15 protein-coding genes are annotated in these 19,737 nt (G+C 40.2%); all 15 read right to left on the bottom strand.

What is annotated here, in order from left to right; translation table 11 throughout:
* Positions 1-50: 50 nt before the first annotated feature.
* Entirely contained in the window at positions 51-1,307 is a 1,257-nt protein-coding gene (ftsA, locus tag RCP16_RS03680; protein ID WP_069328955.1) for a cell division protein FtsA, read from the bottom strand.
* Positions 1,308-1,673: 366 nt separating this feature from the next.
* Positions 1,674-2,459, bottom strand: coding sequence for a cell division protein FtsQ/DivIB (locus tag RCP16_RS03675; protein WP_273594435.1), 786 nt, complete (start codon positions 2,457-2,459; stop codon positions 1,674-1,676).
* Between the two features lie 112 nt (positions 2,460-2,571).
* Complete coding sequence (gene murB / locus RCP16_RS03670; protein WP_137220756.1) at positions 2,572-3,477, bottom strand: UDP-N-acetylmuramate dehydrogenase; 906 nt, start codon at positions 3,475-3,477, stop codon at positions 2,572-2,574.
* Between the two features lie 18 nt (positions 3,478-3,495).
* Complete coding sequence (gene murG, locus RCP16_RS03665; RefSeq protein WP_137220757.1) at positions 3,496-4,617, bottom strand: undecaprenyldiphospho-muramoylpentapeptide beta-N-acetylglucosaminyltransferase; 1,122 nt, start codon at positions 4,615-4,617, stop codon at positions 3,496-3,498.
* Positions 4,618-4,727: 110 nt separating this feature from the next.
* The gene (murD, locus tag RCP16_RS03660) at positions 4,728-6,203 is read right to left on the bottom strand and encodes a UDP-N-acetylmuramoyl-L-alanine--D-glutamate ligase (protein ID WP_308641695.1); all 1,476 of its coding nucleotides are present in this window, start codon (positions 6,201-6,203) and stop codon (positions 4,728-4,730) included.
* A 3-nt stretch (positions 6,204-6,206) separates the two neighbouring features.
* Positions 6,207-7,175 carry a phospho-N-acetylmuramoyl-pentapeptide-transferase gene (gene mraY / locus RCP16_RS03655; RefSeq protein ID WP_069328951.1) on the bottom strand — a complete coding sequence of 323 codons (969 nt, stop codon included), beginning with the start codon at positions 7,173-7,175 and terminating at the stop codon, positions 6,207-6,209.
* A 6-nt stretch (positions 7,176-7,181) separates the two neighbouring features.
* Positions 7,182-8,588 carry a UDP-N-acetylmuramoyl-tripeptide--D-alanyl-D-alanine ligase gene (locus RCP16_RS03650; protein WP_308642440.1) on the bottom strand — a complete coding sequence of 469 codons (1,407 nt, stop codon included), beginning with the start codon at positions 8,586-8,588 and terminating at the stop codon, positions 7,182-7,184.
* The gene (locus RCP16_RS03645; protein ID WP_308641694.1) at positions 8,588-10,075 is read right to left on the bottom strand and encodes a UDP-N-acetylmuramoyl-L-alanyl-D-glutamate--2,6-diaminopimelate ligase; all 1,488 of its coding nucleotides are present in this window, start codon (positions 10,073-10,075) and stop codon (positions 8,588-8,590) included. Before RCP16_RS03645 ends, RCP16_RS03650 begins: the two co-directional genes overlap by 1 nt.
* Before the next feature lie 111 nt (positions 10,076-10,186).
* Positions 10,187-12,658, bottom strand: a complete 2,472-nt coding sequence (locus RCP16_RS03640; protein ID WP_308641693.1) for a penicillin-binding transpeptidase domain-containing protein — start codon at positions 12,656-12,658, stop codon at positions 10,187-10,189.
* Between the two features lie 15 nt (positions 12,659-12,673).
* A complete protein-coding gene (locus RCP16_RS03635) occupies positions 12,674-13,090 on the bottom strand; it encodes a hypothetical protein (RefSeq protein ID WP_069328947.1) in 417 nt (138 codons plus the stop codon).
* An 18-nt stretch (positions 13,091-13,108) separates the two neighbouring features.
* Entirely contained in the window at positions 13,109-14,074 is a 966-nt protein-coding gene (rsmH, locus tag RCP16_RS03630; protein WP_137220762.1) for a 16S rRNA (cytosine(1402)-N(4))-methyltransferase RsmH, read from the bottom strand.
* A gap of 20 nt (positions 14,075-14,094) precedes the next feature.
* Positions 14,095-14,532, bottom strand: a complete 438-nt coding sequence (gene mraZ, locus RCP16_RS03625) for a division/cell wall cluster transcriptional repressor MraZ (protein ID WP_069328945.1) — start codon at positions 14,530-14,532, stop codon at positions 14,095-14,097.
* Positions 14,533-14,811: 279 nt separating this feature from the next.
* Positions 14,812-16,071 (bottom strand): adenosylhomocysteinase, encoded by a 1,260-nt coding sequence (locus RCP16_RS03620; RefSeq protein WP_069329344.1) that lies wholly within the window; start codon positions 16,069-16,071, stop codon positions 14,812-14,814.
* A gap of 45 nt (positions 16,072-16,116) precedes the next feature.
* Positions 16,117-17,763 (bottom strand): bacillithiol biosynthesis cysteine-adding enzyme BshC, encoded by a 1,647-nt coding sequence (gene bshC / locus RCP16_RS03615; protein WP_273594441.1) that lies wholly within the window; start codon positions 17,761-17,763, stop codon positions 16,117-16,119.
* A gap of 183 nt (positions 17,764-17,946) precedes the next feature.
* Complete coding sequence (locus tag RCP16_RS03610; RefSeq protein ID WP_069329342.1) at positions 17,947-19,719, bottom strand: ABC transporter ATP-binding protein; 1,773 nt, start codon at positions 19,717-19,719, stop codon at positions 17,947-17,949.
* Between the last annotated feature and the right edge of the window lie 18 nt (positions 19,720-19,737).

The raw sequence follows: 19,737 nt of genomic DNA, 5'->3' as shown, positions 1-19,737 counted from the left end.
CCCCTCGTTGTCCATGAATAGCTTGTTCCCATTTAAAATAGAACGTTAGCTTATATAAACTCACTGAACATATTTTTTAACCGTTCAATCAAGCCCGGCTTGGCACTGCTTTCCGGGGTCGAGGTTGTTTTGTTACGTGCTGGTGCTTTTTTGTTAGTCCCAGCCGTGCTTCCACCACCACGGATATTGCGGATGACATTATACAAAATGCCTACCCCGCTTGTATAAGCAGGATCACGTACACCAATATAATCAGGAACTGCTATTCTTACAGAAGCTGCCAGTTCTTCGCGAGCGACTTCTAAAACGCCCGGCATTGAAACTGTACCTCCTGTGAGTATATAACCACCAGCAAGCTCTTGATAACCGAGTCTTGTGACTTCTTGACGAATCAGTTGAAAAATTTCTTGAACACGAGGCTCAATAATAGCTGCTAAATCTTGTTGTGTGAATTCTTTGTCTACGTTACTGCCAATACGCATCACTTTGAATACCACATCAGAAGCAGCATCATCTATCAAAGCACAGCCATACTTCAGCTTCACTTTCTCAGCATGTTCTGTTAGGGTACGTAGTCCATAAGCAATATCATTAGTGACAAACTCTCCCCCGATTGGCAAAGTCGATGTCGCTTTAAGCGAACCTTCTTCAAAAATCGCAATCGTGGATGAACCTGCACCGATATCCACTAGAATCGAACCCATTGATTTTTCATCTTTAGACAAAGCCAATTGACCTGCACCTAAAGAGATTAATACAAGATCCTTAATACGAAGATCTGCTTTTTCTACACAACGAAGAAGATTATGAATAGAAGTTTTGGCTCCTGTAATGATCGTAGCTTCTACTTCTAGACGAACACCAATCATTCCGCGCGGGTCCTGAATTCCTTCTAACCCATCAACCACGTACTGTTTAGCGACAACGTCAATAATTTCCCGTTCTGGTGGCAGAGCGATTACTTCTGCCGCTTTTAATACACGTTCGATATCTTCTTCACCAATCTCACGATCTTCATTGGATACGGCAACTACTCCGTGGCTCGTTTGAAGTCCGATATGATTGCCTGAAATACCAACGATAACTTCAGATATCTGAATGCCGACCATACGCTCGGCATGATCAACAGCACTACGGATGGATTGTACAGTTTGATCAATATCTACGATCGCACCTTTACGAATTCCTTCCGAGTCGGCAGATCCAACTCCAATAATATTAAAGGTTCCATTGTTGATTTCCCCGATAATAGCACGAACTTTGGATGTACCGATGTCCAAACTAACAATGATGTCATTGTTGCTCAAGCCCTAGGCACCTCCCGCTATCCTGTAATAAAAATGATGTATCTAAATCCTTAAGAATAACACCATTATGTGTTGGAAATTGAATTTCCGAAATAAATTGGTTCCCAAAATTGCTCTCTACATTAATATTCAACATTACCTATGCTTTCCCTCTTTTTTCTCCAAACTTTTTGAACACTGGTTTGCATTATAAAAAGGTTGAAGAAAAAAGGATCAGGTCAGCTATTTTCGTCATAAATTTTTAAAAGTTTACAAAACTTTAATATCTACAACTTTCATTCTAGCATCTTTCGGTCATTGCAGAAAGTATTGTATCGATATGATTTTACAAAACGTTCGTATTTATGAGTTACAAACGGTCAAATCCTAAGGTGCAACTTCCTGCTCTGCTACGTCTTCTGGATTAAAAGGAGTATATGCATCGGCTTCAAGCATCGTAATCACACCTGGTGGTTGAGTCTCGATAACCTGATTTAAATACTCTACTTTATCAGCCAAAAGTGACACACTTGTGATCACTTCAAAGCGAGAACGTGTATAGATTTTGATTCGGTCTGGAAAAGAAGGCGTTGGTGATGGACTAATCTCAGAAATATCAGAAGACAACTCGTTAGGGATCGTCCCTAATACTTTGCACAATTGTACTTTCTGCGCTTCGAAATCATTCCAACCTGTAAGCACTGGCTTCTCCACAGCAACTCCGCGTGTATCGGCTCGTACTAAAGCTCCACTTTGCAAGATAGCTGTTAGTTCTCCGGAATCTTGTAGTTCATATGCCACTACAGGATACTCTTTGATTGTAATATCAATTTGACCTGGAAAATGCTTAATGACTTCTGCATCTTCAATCGAACGAATCGTTAACAGCTTTTTCTCGATTGTTGTTGCCGATGTGCCAAAAAAGGCATTTCCCTTAGCCAATCCACTTACATTCAATAAATCTGTTTTGGCTGTGAATGTATTTCCTTTAAACGTGATTTGCGATATTTTACCAATAGGCGAGAACCAGAATACAATTCCGATGACGATTATCAGTATAAGCGATAATAAAATAATCAATCGCGTTTTGCGAGTCATTTTTGGGTTAAAGGAAGGTCTGCGATTGCCAGTCGATTTGTTATTCGGAATAACAGTTAATTTTTGCTTTACCATAGCGATCTCCACAAATCTTTTTTAGGTTCTATTCATTAAAGTCATTGTCATTATATCATGCAGAATGCTGAATACCTAAATGTGCTTTAGCTATCGCTGTATACGGCTCTATTTACTTTTCACCCATCAGATAAACTTCCGGTTGAAGCTCTATACCGAACTGCTTCACAACTTCTTGTTGCACATGCGAGATTAACTCTAATACATCAGCCGCAGTACTTTGTCCCACATTGACAATAAAGTTAGCATGTTGAGTCGATATTTCTGCTCCACCGATTCGATATCCTTTAAGACCTGCTGCTTCGATCAAGCGAGCCGAGTGATCTCCAGGTGGATTACGGAAAACACTCCCTGCTGAAGGTTGCTGCAATGGTTGTGTAAGACGTCTGCGATCTTTATGTGTATTCATTTCAGCCATAATCGTAGTACGGTCGCCTAATTTCATTTGAAAAGAAGCTTCCACTACGATTCCAGGTTGCTCTTGCAGGATAGAATGACGATACGCATATTGCATGTCTTCTACACTGTATGTCACGATTTGACCATCATGAAGAACAATACGAGCAGACTGCAAAATTTTAGAGGTATCTGATCCATGAGCTCCTGCATTCATATAGACAGCACCGCCTACAGAACCTGGAATACCGCCGGCAAATTCAAGACCAGACAATCCTTTTTTAGCCGCTAAAATACAAAGCTTAACTACGGAATGAGCAGCACCTGCGATAATACGATCTTCTTCAAACGTAGCATAATCAAAACCTTCGCCTAATTTGATCACGACTCCACGAATGCCTTTATCAGCGACTAACAGATTGGAGCCACGTCCTAGCTGTGTCCATGAGATCTGATGTTCTTTGAGAACAGTCATCAATGTACTTAGCTCTTCTTGATTGCTAGGTATAACCAGTACATCAGCAGGTCCACCAATTCTCCATGTTGTATATTTTGCTAACGGTTCATTGACAAGTACTTGACCGACAGCATGCTGGGATAATAGATTCATCCACTGCTGCATTTCGTTAACTTCCCCCTTCTAGCGGGACAGAACACCTGACAAACGCTTCATTTCTTCAACAATCAAAAATGCAGATTGAGGTGTACCCAAGCTGGTTGCTGCTTTGGACATGTTCTGTCTAACCTCTTCATCACTCATAACTTTGTCTATTCGAGCTAACAACGATTCTCCTGTTAACTCACGTTCTAGTAATACTTCAGCCGCACCTGCTTTTTGTAGTGCCCAAGCATTGGCTTCTTGATGATTATTGGTAACATTAGGTGACGGTATCAATATAGATGGTGTACCTAGTGATGTAACCTCAGCCAGTGAAGAAGCTCCTGCACGTCCTACTAATAGCGAAGTAGCCGCTAGCACTTCTGGCATATTCGGAATATAAGGAAGTACGTGAAGATAATAAGGAAATGATCCTACCGCATCCCGAATCCGTTCACGAATTTCTTCATAATAGATTTCACCGGTTACAAATACATAATGCATCGATGAATTGTTTTGCTTGAGTAAAGGAGCAATCTGAACCATGGCTTCAACCAATGCTCTAGCACCTCGACTACCTCCAACGACTAATACGATCTGTGCATCAGCAGGTAGACCCAAGGAAGCAAGTCCACGTTCACGATTGGCATTTTGTACCATCGTAGCTCTTGGATTCCCTGTAAACATCACATGCTTTGAACGTGGAAATCGATTCACTGAATCTTGAAAACTGACAGCTACTGTACTTGCATATCCACTCAAAAATTGATTCGTTAATCCTGGAATCGCATTTTGTTCATGTACAATCGTTGGGATTTTAAGCTTAGCTGCTGCATAAACTACTGGCCCACATACATAGCCACCTGTTCCAATAACAACATCAGGCTTAAATTTTTTAAGTAGCTGTTTTGAAGTTTTCACACCCTGAATGAAGCGATTTATCGTTTTAATATTTTCTAATGAAAATAACTTACGTCTAAAACCGGTAATATCAATACTTTCAAAAGGGATTTTTTCTTCAGGCACAATCTTATTTTCCAATCCTCTTTTGCCACCGATATACAAAAATTCCGCATCTAATCCTTCGGTCTCACATTGCTGAGCAATCGCAAGTGCTGGATAGATATGACCACCTGTACCTCCGCCGGTCAATACGACCCGCATGATAAATCACCTCCTTGATTCAAATTTCATTATTTAAGTTCGTAAGTTAATTTGCTGAATGACCTATTGTAAAGGAGAAGCCCTATTTAAGCTAGTCTATACAATCCATTTTATAATTGATGTACTGCTTCTTTAAACGCATTTCCACGTTCTTCATACGAAGAGAACATATCCCAACTTGCACACGCAGGAGACAATAAGACAATATCCTCTGCTTCAGCAAGCGCTGCTGCTTGTTCTACAGCTTGCTTGATAGCTAAGTTAGCTTCCTCTGATTCTTCGATAATCTTCACTTGGCTAATACCTGCCAGTTCTGCAACTTTAGCTAATTTGTGGCGAGTCTGTCCTAACACCACTAATGCTTTAACTTGTTGCTGAAATACAGGTAGCAAATCCATATAATCAGAACCACGATCCAGTCCACCCGCAATTAAGACAATACCTTTATCTTGAAACGCAGATAATGCCATCATGGTCGCTTTTGCATTGGTTGCTTTGGAATTATTATAATACTGTACCTGATTGTGATCCTGTACATATTCTAAGCGATGTTCCACGCCACGAAAATCACGTAGTGAATCTGCAAGGTTTTGCGGTAGACAACCCGCAGCAATTGCTATTGCACAAGCAGCTAACGCATTTTCGATATTATAACGACCTTTGATACCCAGTTCACTAACAGGCAAGATAGCTACTTCTCCATCTTGATCACAATACATCATCGTACGTGGTAAATCATCTTCCATTTCTGGAATATAAGCAGGAGATACATACAATCCCGCTGTTAATGCTGAATCCGTTGATGATGCCTGTTTTGCTGCTGTTATATAATTGCCTAGATTCTCTGTAATGGAAAATGGAATCAAAGTACCTGCTTGGATATAAGGCACAAGGCTACGACAGTAACTGTCATCCCAGTTAATGATGGCTGTATCGTCTTTGCCTTGATTTGCAAAAATCTTACGTTTAGAAGACACATAATCATCCATTGAACCATGATAATCCAAATGCGTCTCAGCTACATTCAACAAACAAGCAATTTTGGGATTGAAATCAGTCGTTCCTTTTAATTGAAAGCTACTTAATTCGGCTACGATCCAGTTCTCTGGCTGAGCTTCACTTACAGCTTCACATAAAGGAATTCCAATATTCCCACCTACGATAGGATGTAATTGATTATCTTCAAGCATTTTACCGACCCATGTTGTTGTCGTTGTTTTGCCGTTTGAGCCTGTAATCCCAATCATAGGCACATCCGAAATACGATAAGCTAATTCCACTTCGGTAATCACTTCTATGCTTAGATCTAGCGCTTGCTTGATCGGAGGAGCTGTATACGGAATCCCTGGATTTTTGACCATTAAAGTGATACCCGAATGAATCAATCCTTCTGGGTGTCCTCCACAAATCACTTGAATATCCAACGCTTCTAATTCTGCTGCTTCTGGTGATTGTTCTCTTGGTTTCAAATCATTAACAGTTACGATTGCTCCTAAACGATGCAAAGCTTTGGCTGCTTCTACACCGCTTCTCGCTAATCCGATAACGATGACTTCTTGTCCCCGATATGTCTCAGGATCATTCATATATTACAACCCCTTGCTCAAGTAGATGCCGATTACAGCTAATACTAGACTAACTGCCCAGAATGTAGTCACGACGCGCCATTCTGACCAACCTGACAATTCAAAATGATGATGAATAGGCGCCATTTTAAAGACTCGCTTACCGTTTCTTGTTTTGTAGGATACCACTTGTATCACAACAGATAGCAGTTCAATAACAAAAACAGCTCCGATAATTAAAAATAGCAATTCGCTTTTGGTTACAATCGCTATACCACCAATAGCTCCACCGATTCCTAAAGAACCCATATCACCCATAAATACTTTAGCCGGATGCATATTAAAAATTAGGAATCCAATTACAGCACCGATCATGGCTGCTGCACATACAGCCGCCGCAGGTGAAGTTGCTTGAACAGCTACCACTGCATATGCAGCAAATGCGATTGCACTTACACCTGATAACAATCCGTCCAATCCATCCGTAAAGTTAACTGCATTACTAATTGCCAGCAACATAATAACGATAAATGGATAGTAGAACCAAGGACCCCAATCAAATGAGAACGATGTCGCTGGAATACCTAATGCTGTACTGTGTCCACTTTGGATCAAAATATAACAAACAATTGCAGAAAATAACAACTGTCCAAACAACTTCTGCTTCGCTGTTAATCCAAGTGAACGCTTCAAGCCGATTTTGATAAAATCATCCAAAAATCCAACTAATCCGAATCCGAGTGTGGCTACCAGTAACACCCAAAAGTTCGTATCCACTACAGAAAATTTCACGTACGCTAATGTAAAAGCAATCATAATAATAATACCGCCCATAGTCGGCGTGCCTGCTTTTTTCAAATGACTCTGTGGCCCGTCATCACGTACTTGCTGTCCAAATTTCATACGGCGTAATACCGGGATCAGAAGCGGTGCAGCAATAACTGCTAATACAAATGAAACTCCTGCTGTTAAAAATAATATTCGAAAATCCATGTCGTTTTACTCCTCCAGCGCCTTTGCGTTACTTGTTGAATCAGGCATCAGCGCCTGTACGACCTCTTCTAACTTCATGCCACGAGATGCTTTGAACAAAATAGCATCTTTGTCCTGTGCTATTTGTAATAAATCGTTGATCAGTTCTTGCTTGGACAGATAAGAACGAATCTGAGAAGCTTCTAATACTTTAGCTGCTCCTTCGGCAATCTGTTGTCCAAGCTGACCATACGTAAACAAAATATCTGCTTGTCCATCAATATATTGACCTACTTCTTGATGATAAATCGCTTCGTCTTCACCTAACTCTAACATATCTCCAAGTACTGCAATTTTACGCTGATACCCTTTAAGATTGCCCAGTACATCGATTGCAGCTTTCATTGAAGTCGGGCTAGCGTTATAAGCATCGTTTAACAATGTTATACCATTACGTCCCTGAATGATTTCAATTCTCATCCCTGTCAGTTGTAGCTTGGATAAGCCTTGACGAATCTGTTCAGGAGTGACTTGATAATGTTGAGCTACAGTGATTGCAGCTAAAGCATTGATCACATTATGCATGCCTAATAAAGGTAATGTCCATGCTTCATCAGATTCACTATTTGTTGTGAAAACAGTACTTTTCCCCTGAAACATGACACCTGTTGGATATACATTATTAGTATGATCCAGTCCAAATGTTATTTTGTTCATTTCTTTTTGCTCAAATGCTGATTCTGACAGAATTTGTTTGAGTAAAGGTTCATCACCCAAATACACAAGCAGTCCGTCTGCACGTAGTCCACTGACAATCTCTAATTTAGCACGAGCGATTTCTTCTCGACTTCCTAACTGTTGAAGATGCGATTCACCGATATTGGTAATAATCGTTGTCTCTGGATGAGCGATATTCGATAGCAACTCAATCTCGCCACGTCCACTCATGCCCATTTCCAAAATTAAGATTTCGGTATCTTTAGGCATAGCTAGTATAGTTAAAGGGAGTCCAATATGATTATTGAAATTTCCTTCTGTTTTATGAACACGGTATGCTTCTGCAAGCAAAGCATAAACGATATCTTTAGTGGTTGTTTTGCCATTAGATCCAGTAATACCTACTACTTTAACACCTGTTTGTTGTACGTAAACTTCTGCAAGCTGTTGTAGTGCTTGTAGCGTGTCTTTCACGATCACAATATTTCCAGACGGTGGAGTGCCATGATCTTCTTGCCATAATGAACCTAATGCTCCTTCTGTCAACGCAGATGTCACAAATTCATGTCCATCAAATTTTTCACCGACAATAGGAACAAATAATCCGCCTTGAACCAACTGACGGGAGTTAATACTAACGCCTTCTAAACAGGTATCTGATGAACCTTGAAGTTGTCCACCACATATATCGGCTATTTGACCGAGTGTTGTATTTATCACTTGTTAAGACCCCTTATCGCTTCTTTGGCTACCAGGCGATCATCAAAATCTAATGTTTGTTGACCGATAATCTGGTATGTCTCATGACCTTTGCCCGCAATCAATACTACATCTCCTGGCATCGCCATTTCAACCGCTTTTTCTATCGCTTGCTTGCGATCAATCATACATTCATATTTTTCTGTAGCCACATGATGTTCTTGTAGTCCTTTTTGAATATCTTCAAGAATTGCTGCTGGATCTTCTGTACGCGGATTGTCTGAAGTGATCCATACATAATCACTATATTTAGCGGCAATCTGTCCCATCAAAGGACGTTTGGTACGATCACGATCACCACCACAACCAAAGACAGTAATAATCTTACCTTCTGCAAATTCATTGATAGTACGCAACACATTGTCTAATCCATCCGGTGTATGAGCGTAATCTACGATCACTGCGAAAGGCTGACCTTCATCTACAGACTCTACACGTCCATCTACACCAGCAATCTGTTCTAGACTCAGCTTAATCTGTTCTAACGATATATCTTCGATTAGAGCGGCTGTGATCGCAGCTAGAGCATTATAGACATTGAATTTACCGACCATTTTCAGAGTCATCTCTGTGTTGCCTTTAAATGTATCCAATTGGAACGTCGTACCTTGAGATGTAATTCGGATCTCTGACGCATGTACATCGGCAGGATGATCGACTCCATATGTAATCACATCTGCTGCTGTAATTTTACGGAAATACTCAGCGGCAGGATCATCGTTATTCAACACCGCATATTTACGCTTTGCAGGGTCTATTTCATAACGGTTCCCCAAACGTGCAAAAAACAGCCCTTTGGCTGCAATGTACTCTTCCATCGTCTCATGATAATCCAGATGGTCTTGACTTATATTAGTAAAAATAGCTGTACGGTAATCTGTACCTTTGACTCTACCTTGCTCTAGAGCGTGAGAAGATACTTCCATTACACAACTTTTCACATCTGATTGCACCATTTCATGTAACAAACGTTGCAATTCTAATGCTTCTGGTGTTGTACGAGGCATAGGTGTAGCTTTGCCGTTATAACGCATTTCTATCGTTCCAATTAACCCTGTATTGATATGAGCATCATTCATAATACGCTCAATCAGATAAGAAGTTGTGGTTTTGCCATTAGTCCCTGTAATTCCTATCATCGTTAGTGCTCTACTTGGATGATTATAAAAATGGTCGGATAATACAACCATAGCATGACGACAACTACTGACTAGCAATTGAGGAATGTCCAGTTCCAGTCGACGTTCTACGACTAGAGCAATAGCCCCTTTTTGAATCGCTTGAGCTGCATAATCATGTCCATCGACTGTAAAACCAGGCAGACAGATAAACAGATCACCTGACTTCACTTTGCGAGAATCAATCTCCATACCGGATATTTTTGTGTGAACATCACCTAGCACCTGAGACGTGATCAGCAGATGTGCTGCTTCTGACAAAAGCATAGTTTTACCTCTTTTCTAAATATTAATAACGATACCCGACAAATAGCAGACAAAAGATAGAGCCACTTGCACTCTATCTTTTCTGATTATGCCGGGTGATCGTAGATTACATTAATTCGTAGGCGCACCTGTAGGCTCTGGAATTTCTAGACTGCTTGCAGGATTTTGATTAGCACTGCTTTCAGATGTACTACTTCCAGTTTTACCCTCTGTAGTACTTGAATCTGTTTGAGTATCCGAAGTTGTTGGATCTTTGGATTCAGTAGCTTTCGGATCAGTAGAAGTTTCTTTATCTGTTGACGATCCTTCTGAAGTTGTTTTGCCATCAGTTTCTCCGTCTTTCGGCGCTGTTGCTTCTTCCGAAGTTGCTGGATCTTCTTCTGTATCATCTACACCTGTTACTGTTGCTCGCGCAGATTTAAGAGTAAGCGTCACAGATCGTCTCCCCCCACTAGAAGCCTCTACTTGTTCAGATACATACCCTTCGCCTGTCGCTGTGACTTCTACTTTCATCAGCGATAGAATTTGTAATGCATCACGCAGTGATTCTCCTTTTAGATCAGGAATACTCATTTTGGTGGGATCTTCTGTCATCAAATAAATGGTTTGTCCACCTGTCATTGCTACTCCACTGGCAGGATATTGTTTGACTACTTTCGTTCCTGAACCGACAGTTGTATATGAAATACCATCAGCAAGCAATTTTTTCTTCGCATCTGTAAGCATTTTACCTGTTAGTGTAGGAGCCGTATATGAAGCCATGAGTTTTTTAGAAGCAACTTCTGCTTTAGGTTTGGTTTCACCATCATCAAACACTTTGGAAATACCCATATAAGGTAATACTTGGCTCACTATTTTTTTAAATACAGGAGCCGCTGCTGTACCTCCGCCTAGCTTCGAATCTGACGGTTGGTCAATCACCACGATCATAGCGATCTTAGGATCATTAGCAGGTGCAAACCCTACAAAAGATACCACTTGCTTCGTATAATCATATTTACCATTGATAACTTTAACAGCTGTACCTGTTTTACCTGCAACACGATAACCGTCAATATAAGCATGACGACCTGTTCCGATGTCTTGATCCGAAACCACTTGTTCCAAATAACCACGTACTTTTTCAGAAGTTGCCGAGTCAATCACTTGACGAACGACTTTAGTCTGTGTATTTTCAGTAACACCTGTATTGGGATCTGTAATCGATTTGACTAAATGCGGTGTTAATAATTTCCCGCCATTCGCTACTGCTGAGATCGCTGCTAACTGTTGAATAGGTGTAACTTGCACCAACCCATGACCGTAAGCTGCTGTTGCTACTTCTGTCGGGATATTAGGATGGAAATTGATAGCCCCTTTAGCTTCACCAGGCGTTTCTATTCCTGTCTGTTCTCCGAATCCAAAAGCATCAATATATTTACGCAAACGTTCTGCACCAAGCATCTTATAACCAAGATTAACAAAAGCTACATTACTTGAACGTTTCAGACCTTCTAAGTAACTAATCGTTCCCCAGCCACTATGATTCAAGTCATGCAGTGTGGTGCGTCCTACTTGAATAGAACCGGATTGATACGTAGCATTAGGATTAAACAGATTTTCTTGTACTGCTCCTGAGAGCGTAACAATTTTAAATGTTGAACCTGGTTCATAGATCGCTTTGACAGCCAAATTACGGAAATCTTTAGGATCAGTCACTTCATTAAACTTATTAGGATTAAAAGTTGGCATATTTGCCATACCTAGAATTTCCATCGTATTAGGATCTGCTGCAATCACAGTGATACTTTCAGGTTTCAATTGTTCATAAGCATCTTTCATAGCTTGTTCAATATAATACTGAATCGTCTCATCAATCGTTAACGTTAGATTATCTCCATTTTTAGCAGGAGTATAGACATCTTTGGAATCAGGTAATTTATCTCCTTGTTTATCACGAAGATATTGAATATGACCGTCTGTACCTTTAAGCTTTTCATCGTAATAAGCTTCAATTCCTGCAACTGCATTACCATCTTTATTCGTATAACCAATAACATGAGCTGCTAATTCATTTTTAGGATAATACCGTTTGGAATCAGCACTTAAATAAACGCCTACATCCCATTTTTGTCCCGTTTTTTCTTTCAACTGCTTAACAAAAGCGTTAATTTGATCTGCTTTTTCTTGATCGATTAGACGACCACCTGAATTAAGTTCACGCCACGTACGAAGTTGACCTATTTCATCTCCACTGGTTAATACAGAAGTGGCTTGCTTTTCAATTTCTGTTTCATCTGTGCCAAGAATAGCATGAAGTTGACTTACAACATCGCCTTTAATCCCATACTTATCAATAACTCTAGGATTAAGGGCAACATTATAAGCTGGAGCATCCATTGCCAGATCATTACCATTACGGTCTGTAATCGTACCACGTTTAGCCGAAATATTACTGTTGGCTGTCCACTGTTTAATTGCTTTATCCGTCCAATCACCTGATTGAACAACTTGTAGCCAAAATACTTTAGTAATCAGTACAGCAAAAAAGAGGGTAATACATCCCCCTATAAATAAAGTACGAAGTTTTATTCTCTTATTCACTGTTGGTTCCCCCGTTTACTTGCCTTGTGTCTCATCCGTCGTCGAGGTTGTTGCTTCTGTTCCCTTTACCCGGGATACTTGAATTGGAGCTGTATCCGTAGGCTCTATGTAACCTAGAGCAGTGGCACGTTCAACAATTTGATCTTGTAACGAATATTTGCGAATTTCATTTTGTGTTGTTTGCTTTTCAATACTTGCCGTTTCACTATCCATACTTTGAATATTTTTGTTCACTTCATAGATATGTGCATATTGAAAAACAATTACACTTGCTACTGTCGCACAAAAAATAATAGTCATCAAATAAAGCAGCTTTTCTTTCGTTGGAAGCGCGCTACGACGTACAACTACTTTGGTCGTTTCACGATATCGTCGAGCCGCTTTTTCAGCCGATTGTTCTTTGACAGCTAGATTGCCGCGCGTATAAGCCATTGATCCGTCTCCTCTAAATTAAGTTTTCGTTGGTTTTTCCACCTTTTCGGCAACACGCAGTTTGGCCGACTTTGCACGCGAATTCTCTTCCAATTCTTCTTCCGAAGGAAGGATTGGTTTGCGATTGATCAATTTTAGTTCTCCACCAGTACTGACATAGACCGGAAAACCAGGTGGTGAGACGTTTTTCTCTACGTATTCTGCAAAAATTTGTTTGCAAATACGATCTTCTAAAGAATGGAACGTGATAACCGCCGCTCTTCCTCCTGGCGTTAGACAACGTATTGCTTGATGAAGAGCTTCTTCAAAAGCGCCCAATTCATCATTTACAGCAATACGAAGTGCTTGAAAACTCCGTTTCGCAGGATGTCCCCCTGTTCGTCTTGTTGCCGCCGGAATGCCTTCTTTGACAAGCTCAGCCAGTTCCCCCGTTGTTTCAATCGGCTGGATACTTCGCTTGGCAACGATCACTTTAGCAATCCGTCTTGAAAACTTTTCTTCCCCATATCGATATAAAATGCGGGCGATTTCTTCTTCCGGCCAGGTATTCACTATAGTTTTGGCTGTGAGTTCGGCAGATTGATCCATTCTCATATCCAAAGTTGCATCATGGTTATAGCTGAATCCTCTGTCACCGTCGTCAAATTGAGGTGAAGAAACACCAAGATCGAATAAAATGCCATCTACTTGCGGAACTCCATCTTTGACCGGTACTCCTGCTGCCAATAGCGACTCTTCCAATTGACGGAAATTGCTTTTGATCAACGTTACACGATCTTCATAAGGTGCAAGTACTATTTTCGCATTGGCAAGTGCCGTATCGTCTTGATCAAAAGCGATCAGTCTTCCGCCTGCTCCTAATTCAGCAGCAATGACTGAACTATGACCAGCTCCCCCGAGTGTGCAGTCAACGTAAATACCATCAGGCTTAACCTGAAGTGCTTTTGTGGCTTCTTCTTTTAATACTGTGATGTGATGAAACAAGATGTAAACCTCCCGGACGATTACAGGTCGAAATCAAAATCAACCAGCTTTTCTGCAATTTCATTAAAAGATTGTTCAGAATGATCATAATATTCTGACCATGTTTCTTTACTCCAAATCTCTACCCGATTCGAGACGCCAATAATAACACACTCTTTTTCGAGCTTAGCGTACTGCCGTAAATTCCCTGGCAGATTGATTCTGCCCTGCTTGTCCCATTCGACTTCGGTTGCACCGGAGAAGAAAAAACGACTAAATGCACGGGCATCCGCTTTCATCAGCGGTAGAGATTTGAGCTTTTGCTCAAGGAGGGACCACTCCTCCATAGGATAGACGAATAGACAATGATCCAATCCGCGGGTGACTACAAATGAAGTTCCGAGTAATTCGCGAAATTTGGCTGGAATAATAATCCGGCCTTTTTCATCAATGCTATGTTGAAATTCTCCCATAAACATTGACGTTTCACTCCTCTAAACCATAGTCTCCCACTTTGTCCCACTATCCACCACTACCATAAGCATAATAGATTCGACGCAGAAAATCAAAATCCTTTTTTTATATCATTATTTTTTAGAAAAATACTGAAAAAATTTGTTTTATGTAAATCAGCCATTTCATTTGCAAAAATAGGCGCAAAAAAGGACTGATTTCTCTTTATCGGAAAAATCAGCCCTTTTTATTATGCATGAGTAACTTTTATTTTAATTTTAAAGCAATAATTCAAAATTCAATGATTATGACCAGCTATCTAGATACAATTTTTGTTCTTCAGTTAATGTATCGATATGAATACCTAGACTTTCTAATTTGAAACGCGCTACTTGCTCATCCAGTTCATAAGGAACACTAATAACGCCTGCTTCCAGTTGTTCATAGTTTTCACTTACATAACGAAGACCTACTGCTTGTAGAGCAAAAGTCATATCCATAATTTCAACAGGGTGACCATCTGCTGCTCCCAAGTTAACCAAACGACCTTCTGCTAATAGATAAATGCGGCGTCCATCTGTTAATTTGTATTCTTCGATATTTTTACGAACTGTACGAATCGATTGGGAACGAGCTGCCAAATCAGGTTTGTTAGCTTCCACATCAAAATGCCCGGCGTTCGCAATGACTGCGCCATCTTTCATTACATCGTAATGTTCACCTGCAATAACGCTTTTATTTCCGGTTACTGTGATAAAGAAGTCACCATGCTTAGCCGCTTCATTCATCGGCATCACACCAAAGCCGTCCATATGTGCTTCTACTGCCTTGATTGGGTCAACCTCGGTAACGATAACATTTGCACCCAAACCTTTAGCACGCATCGCTATACCTTTACCACACCAGCCATAACCTACTACCACGACTGTTTTACCTGCAATAATCAAATTGGTTGTACGAATAATGCCGTCAAATGCTGATTGACCTGTTCCATAGCGGTTATCGAATAGATGTTTACAGTAGGCATCATTAACAGCAACCATCGGAATTTTCAATGTTCCTTCTTTTTGTAATGCTTTTAGACGAATAATCCCTGTCGTTGTTTCTTCTGCTCCACCACGGATCGTCGATAACAAATCAGGACGTTCTCCATATAAGAAAGTAATCAGGTCGCCACCATCATCGATAATCAGATCTGGCTTCGCTTCTAATGCTTTTAAGTTCAAACTTTTATATTCTTCTACACCTGGATTATATTTCGCAAATACGGTAATACCGTCTTCCACCAAAGCTGCACATACATCATCTTGTGTAGACAAGGGATTGCTACCTGTAATGGTTACATTAGCTCCACCGGCCTGAATAACTTTAGCTAAGTATGCTGTTTTAGCCTCTAAGTGTAAACAGATCGTTACATTCAATCCTTTGAAAGGCAAATCTCTTTCAAATTCTGCTCGAATACGATTCAATACCGGCATATGGGAAGATGCCCAATCAATTTTAAGATGTCCCTCAGGAGCAAGTGCCATATCGGCAACAATACTTGCTTGAATAGATGATGTCATTGTACAGTTCTCCTTTGTTGGTTGAAATAGATATCCAGCGTTATTTTATAAATAAACAAGGCGATGTGAACCATTAAAATCAGGTTCAAGTGTTAACAATTGATCAATCCAGTGCTCTCCGTAACGCCCTAGATAGTAATAACTGTTGATCGTACGTTCTTGTGGCTTACCAAACGGATATAAAGCATAAGCAATACGATCTAGACGCTGTAATCCAGTCTGATGTTGACGTGCTATCGCATTCTGACTTTTGCGATACAAATAATCAATTTGCAAATCAATTTTATGTTGAGTAGTTTCTCCTAGATGCGGTAATGAAGGATCAATCTCACGTAAAGAATCTACAAAAGGTGCATACAATTGTTGAAATTGCTCACGGAATGTAGTGAATCGTTTTTCCAAATGATAATCTTCTTGCTCACTTAACCACGTCTGACGAATATCATCAAACCGTTGTCTTACATCATCAAAGGTTAACTGATACTGTTGCATCAAAATTTTAACCTTTTCTTCCACCATTGTAAATAACATCCTAGGAACGATCGGAGGCATTTGCATATTTAATACAGGAAATGCTTGTTTGGTTAAAGCCCAGTATGCAATCTCGCCTGTTCCCAAAATGGTACTAAGTACAGGGAATAATGAATCTTGCATCAAAGGACGTGTTAACACATTATTACTGAATCGTTCAGGGTGTTGTTCCAATAATGTTAACAACTCTTGTTTGGTAAATACAACTAATCCTTTGCGATCAGTAAATAAACCATTTCGCTTAAATAATAATAATCGTTCATTGGTATACACTTCATCACTATGGATATAGAACAAATTAGCACTTTCTTCATCGACAGTGGCTTGTTCTTCATAGCCATACTGCCTTACTTGCTCAGCAGCAGCGACATATGCTTGAGTCAATGCATCATTATGTTCTATCAATTGACGAAATACAGGAATTTCTAGACGACGAATAGCTGCATCATCGGAATCCATCAACACTAATCCGAAACGTCCAAATAATTGACCCAATTGCTGAGCAAAAGCACTACTCAGATCAGTCGCTTGTTCCATAATATTTCGTAATGTCTGTGTCCACTGATTTTTATTTGCAGTATCTGGCAACAGACTCTCAAATTGATTCAAAATATGTTCGGTATTGAGCTCATTGATAAATGTACGGCTTACTGGTGAATGTCCACCACGTTCATGATCCAAACGAATTTTGACAGCTGCTCCGTCTTGATCAGGTAGATACGTATGATTGACTTCATCCCAGTCATGATCTTCACCTGCAATCCAGAATACAGGAACAATTGGACGTTGTAGGCGATTTGAAGCTTCACGCGCAGACGTTAACAATGTGATCACTTTGTAAATGACCAATAAAGGTCCTGTAAATAGACCACTTTGTTGTCCACCTACCATCACAAGTGCTTCATCTGTCCGTAAGGCTTCTAAAGACTGCTGTACCGCTTCATGATTATTATACTGACGGTTATATATGGTTAGGCAGTCAACTAAGGCTCCACGTTCGATCCGGGAGTGCTTACTCTGATCTAGCCATTCTGCGCGTTTGATCCATGTTTGTGGATCAGAGACATTCATATTATACAAACTGCTTACCGATGCAAAATCATTGATGTACCGCTCAGCGAGCGGCTGATTCGCGGGTAGGCTCTCCGGAATCACATTCATGGGGTGAAGTCCTCCTCATCGCTATTGCTTTTGATTGTTACTAATCGTAACTTATTAAATCTTATTTGATTGTAACGAAGTTAGTACTGTTTAGTCAAAAGCTATTCTTAAAATATTTAAATATTTTTAGTAACAACCAAAAAACCGCCAATAAATGGCGGTTTACAGGTTCGAACACATGGATTAAGCAGAAGGTTGAGATACCCAGTGACCTTCAGACACTTCGATCAACTGAGAATTTTCCAAATTAAACGGATCTTTAGCTGCCAAAGTGGCTGCTGCTTCTTGAGAAGCTGCAAGATGCTCTTCAGGCAATAAGATTCTACGTTTATTTGCTTCCACTTCAGGATCAGGAATTGGAATCGCAGATAGCAATGTTTTGGTGTAAGGATGTAGAGGATTTGCATAAAGTTCTTCACTTTCAGCCAATTCTACAATTTTACCCATATACATAACAGCTACACGGTCACTGATATGTTTTACCATTGATAAATCATGCGCAATAAACAAATACGTCAATCCAAGACGTTGTTGCAATTCTTCCAACAATTTAACGATCTGTGCTTGAATCGATACGTCCAAAGCAGACAATGGCTCATCACAGATAATAAATTTAGGATCTACAGCCAATGCACGTGCAATCCCGATACGTTGTCTTTGACCACCAGAGAATTCATGTGGATAACGAAGAGCATGACTTGGATTCAAGCCTACCATATCGAGCAATTCTTCTACACGTTTTTTACGTTCAGCACGGCTATTCACTAGACCATGAATGTCTAGAGACTCACCAATGATGTCCATGATATTAAAACGCGGGTTCAATGAAGCATACGGATCTTGGAAAATCATTTGCATATCTTTACGCATGTTTTTCATTTTGCGTGGAGACAGATCATAAATGTCTGTTCCGTTAAACTTCACACTACCACCTGTTGGTTCATACAGACGAAGAATCGTACGTCCTGTTGTTGACTTACCACAACCGGATTCTCCTACTACGCCTAATGTCTCACCTTCGTAGATGTTGAAGCTAATATCGTTAACCGCTTTAAGAATATTACCTTTACCTAAATTGAAATGCTGTTTCAATCCTTTCACTTCAACCAACGGTTTACGTGGATCAAGATTAAGTTTAGCAGAAGCTAATTTAGGTTTTTTAGGCTCATCCAAGCGTGGCAAAGCATTTAGCAAACGTTGTGTATATGGATGTTGAGGGTTTTTGAAAATTTCAGCTGTTGTTCCTGTTTCAACAACATCGCCTTCTTTCATAACAACCACGCGATCACACATACCTGCTACTACACCAAGGTCATGGGTAATCAAAATGATCGAAGTACCCAATTTTTGTTGCATATCTTTCATCAGATCAAGGATCTGAGCTTGAATCGTTACGTCTAGTGCTGTTGTAGGCTCATCCGCAATTAGCAAAGATGGACGACAAGCTAGAGCGATTGCAATCATCGCACGTTGGCGCATACCACCAGAGAATTGGTGAGGATATTGATTAAAACGAACATCAGAATTTTTGATACCTACCAGTCGTAACATTTCAAGCGCACTTTCTTTTGCTTGAGAAGAAGACATGTTTTGATGTTTACGCAATACTTCAGTAATTTGTTTACCCACTTTAATGGTTGGATTCAAGGAAGTCATCGGATCCTGGAAAATCATTCCGATATCTTTACCACGAATAGCTTCCATTTGCTTATCGGTTTTAGCAAGTAGACTTTGACCTAGGAATTCAATCTCTCCACTTTTGATCTTAGAAGGCGGAGAAGGAATCAGACGCATAATGGTTTGAGCTGTTACACTCTTACCACTACCGGATTCCCCAACAATACCTAGCGTTTCGCCTTTGCCAATTTCAAAATTGACATCTTTTACCGCATCAAATTCACCAGCACGCGTTTGAAAGGATACGCTTAAATTCTTTACTGTTAAGATTTTCTCCACTTGTTCCACCTCCTATAG

This window comes from Paenibacillus nuruki, assembly GCF_963311185.1.
GTDB lineage: Bacteria > Bacillota > Bacilli > Paenibacillales > Paenibacillaceae > Saccharibacillus > Saccharibacillus nuruki.
This window is presented reverse-complemented; position numbering and strand designations above follow the sequence as displayed.

Coding starts and splice junctions, on each gene's coding strand:
- mraZ (WP_069328945.1), bottom strand. CDS start 14,532: ATGTTTATGGGAGAATTTCAACATAGCATTGATGAAAAAGGCCGGATT.
- RCP16_RS03635 (WP_069328947.1), bottom strand. CDS start 13,090: ATGGCTTATACGCGCGGCAATCTAGCTGTCAAAGAACAATCGGCTGAA.
- murB (WP_137220756.1), bottom strand. CDS start 3,477: ATGCAGCAGTGGATGAATCTATTATCCCAGCATGCTGTCGGTCAAGTA.
- RCP16_RS03675 (WP_273594435.1), bottom strand. CDS start 2,459: ATGGTAAAGCAAAAATTAACTGTTATTCCGAATAACAAATCGACTGGC.
- RCP16_RS03620 (WP_069329344.1), bottom strand. CDS start 16,071: ATGACATCATCTATTCAAGCAAGTATTGTTGCCGATATGGCACTTGCT.
- RCP16_RS03645 (WP_308641694.1), bottom strand. CDS start 10,075: ATGCTTTTGTCAGAAGCAGCACATCTGCTGATCACGTCTCAGGTGCTA.
- bshC (WP_273594441.1), bottom strand. CDS start 17,763: ATGAATGTGATTCCGGAGAGCCTACCCGCGAATCAGCCGCTCGCTGAG.
- mraY (WP_069328951.1), bottom strand. CDS start 7,175: ATGGATTTTCGAATATTATTTTTAACAGCAGGAGTTTCATTTGTATTA.
- murD (WP_308641695.1), bottom strand. CDS start 6,203: ATGAATGATCCTGAGACATATCGGGGACAAGAAGTCATCGTTATCGGA.
- murG (WP_137220757.1), bottom strand. CDS start 4,617: ATGCGGGTCGTATTGACCGGCGGAGGTACAGGTGGTCATATCTATCCA.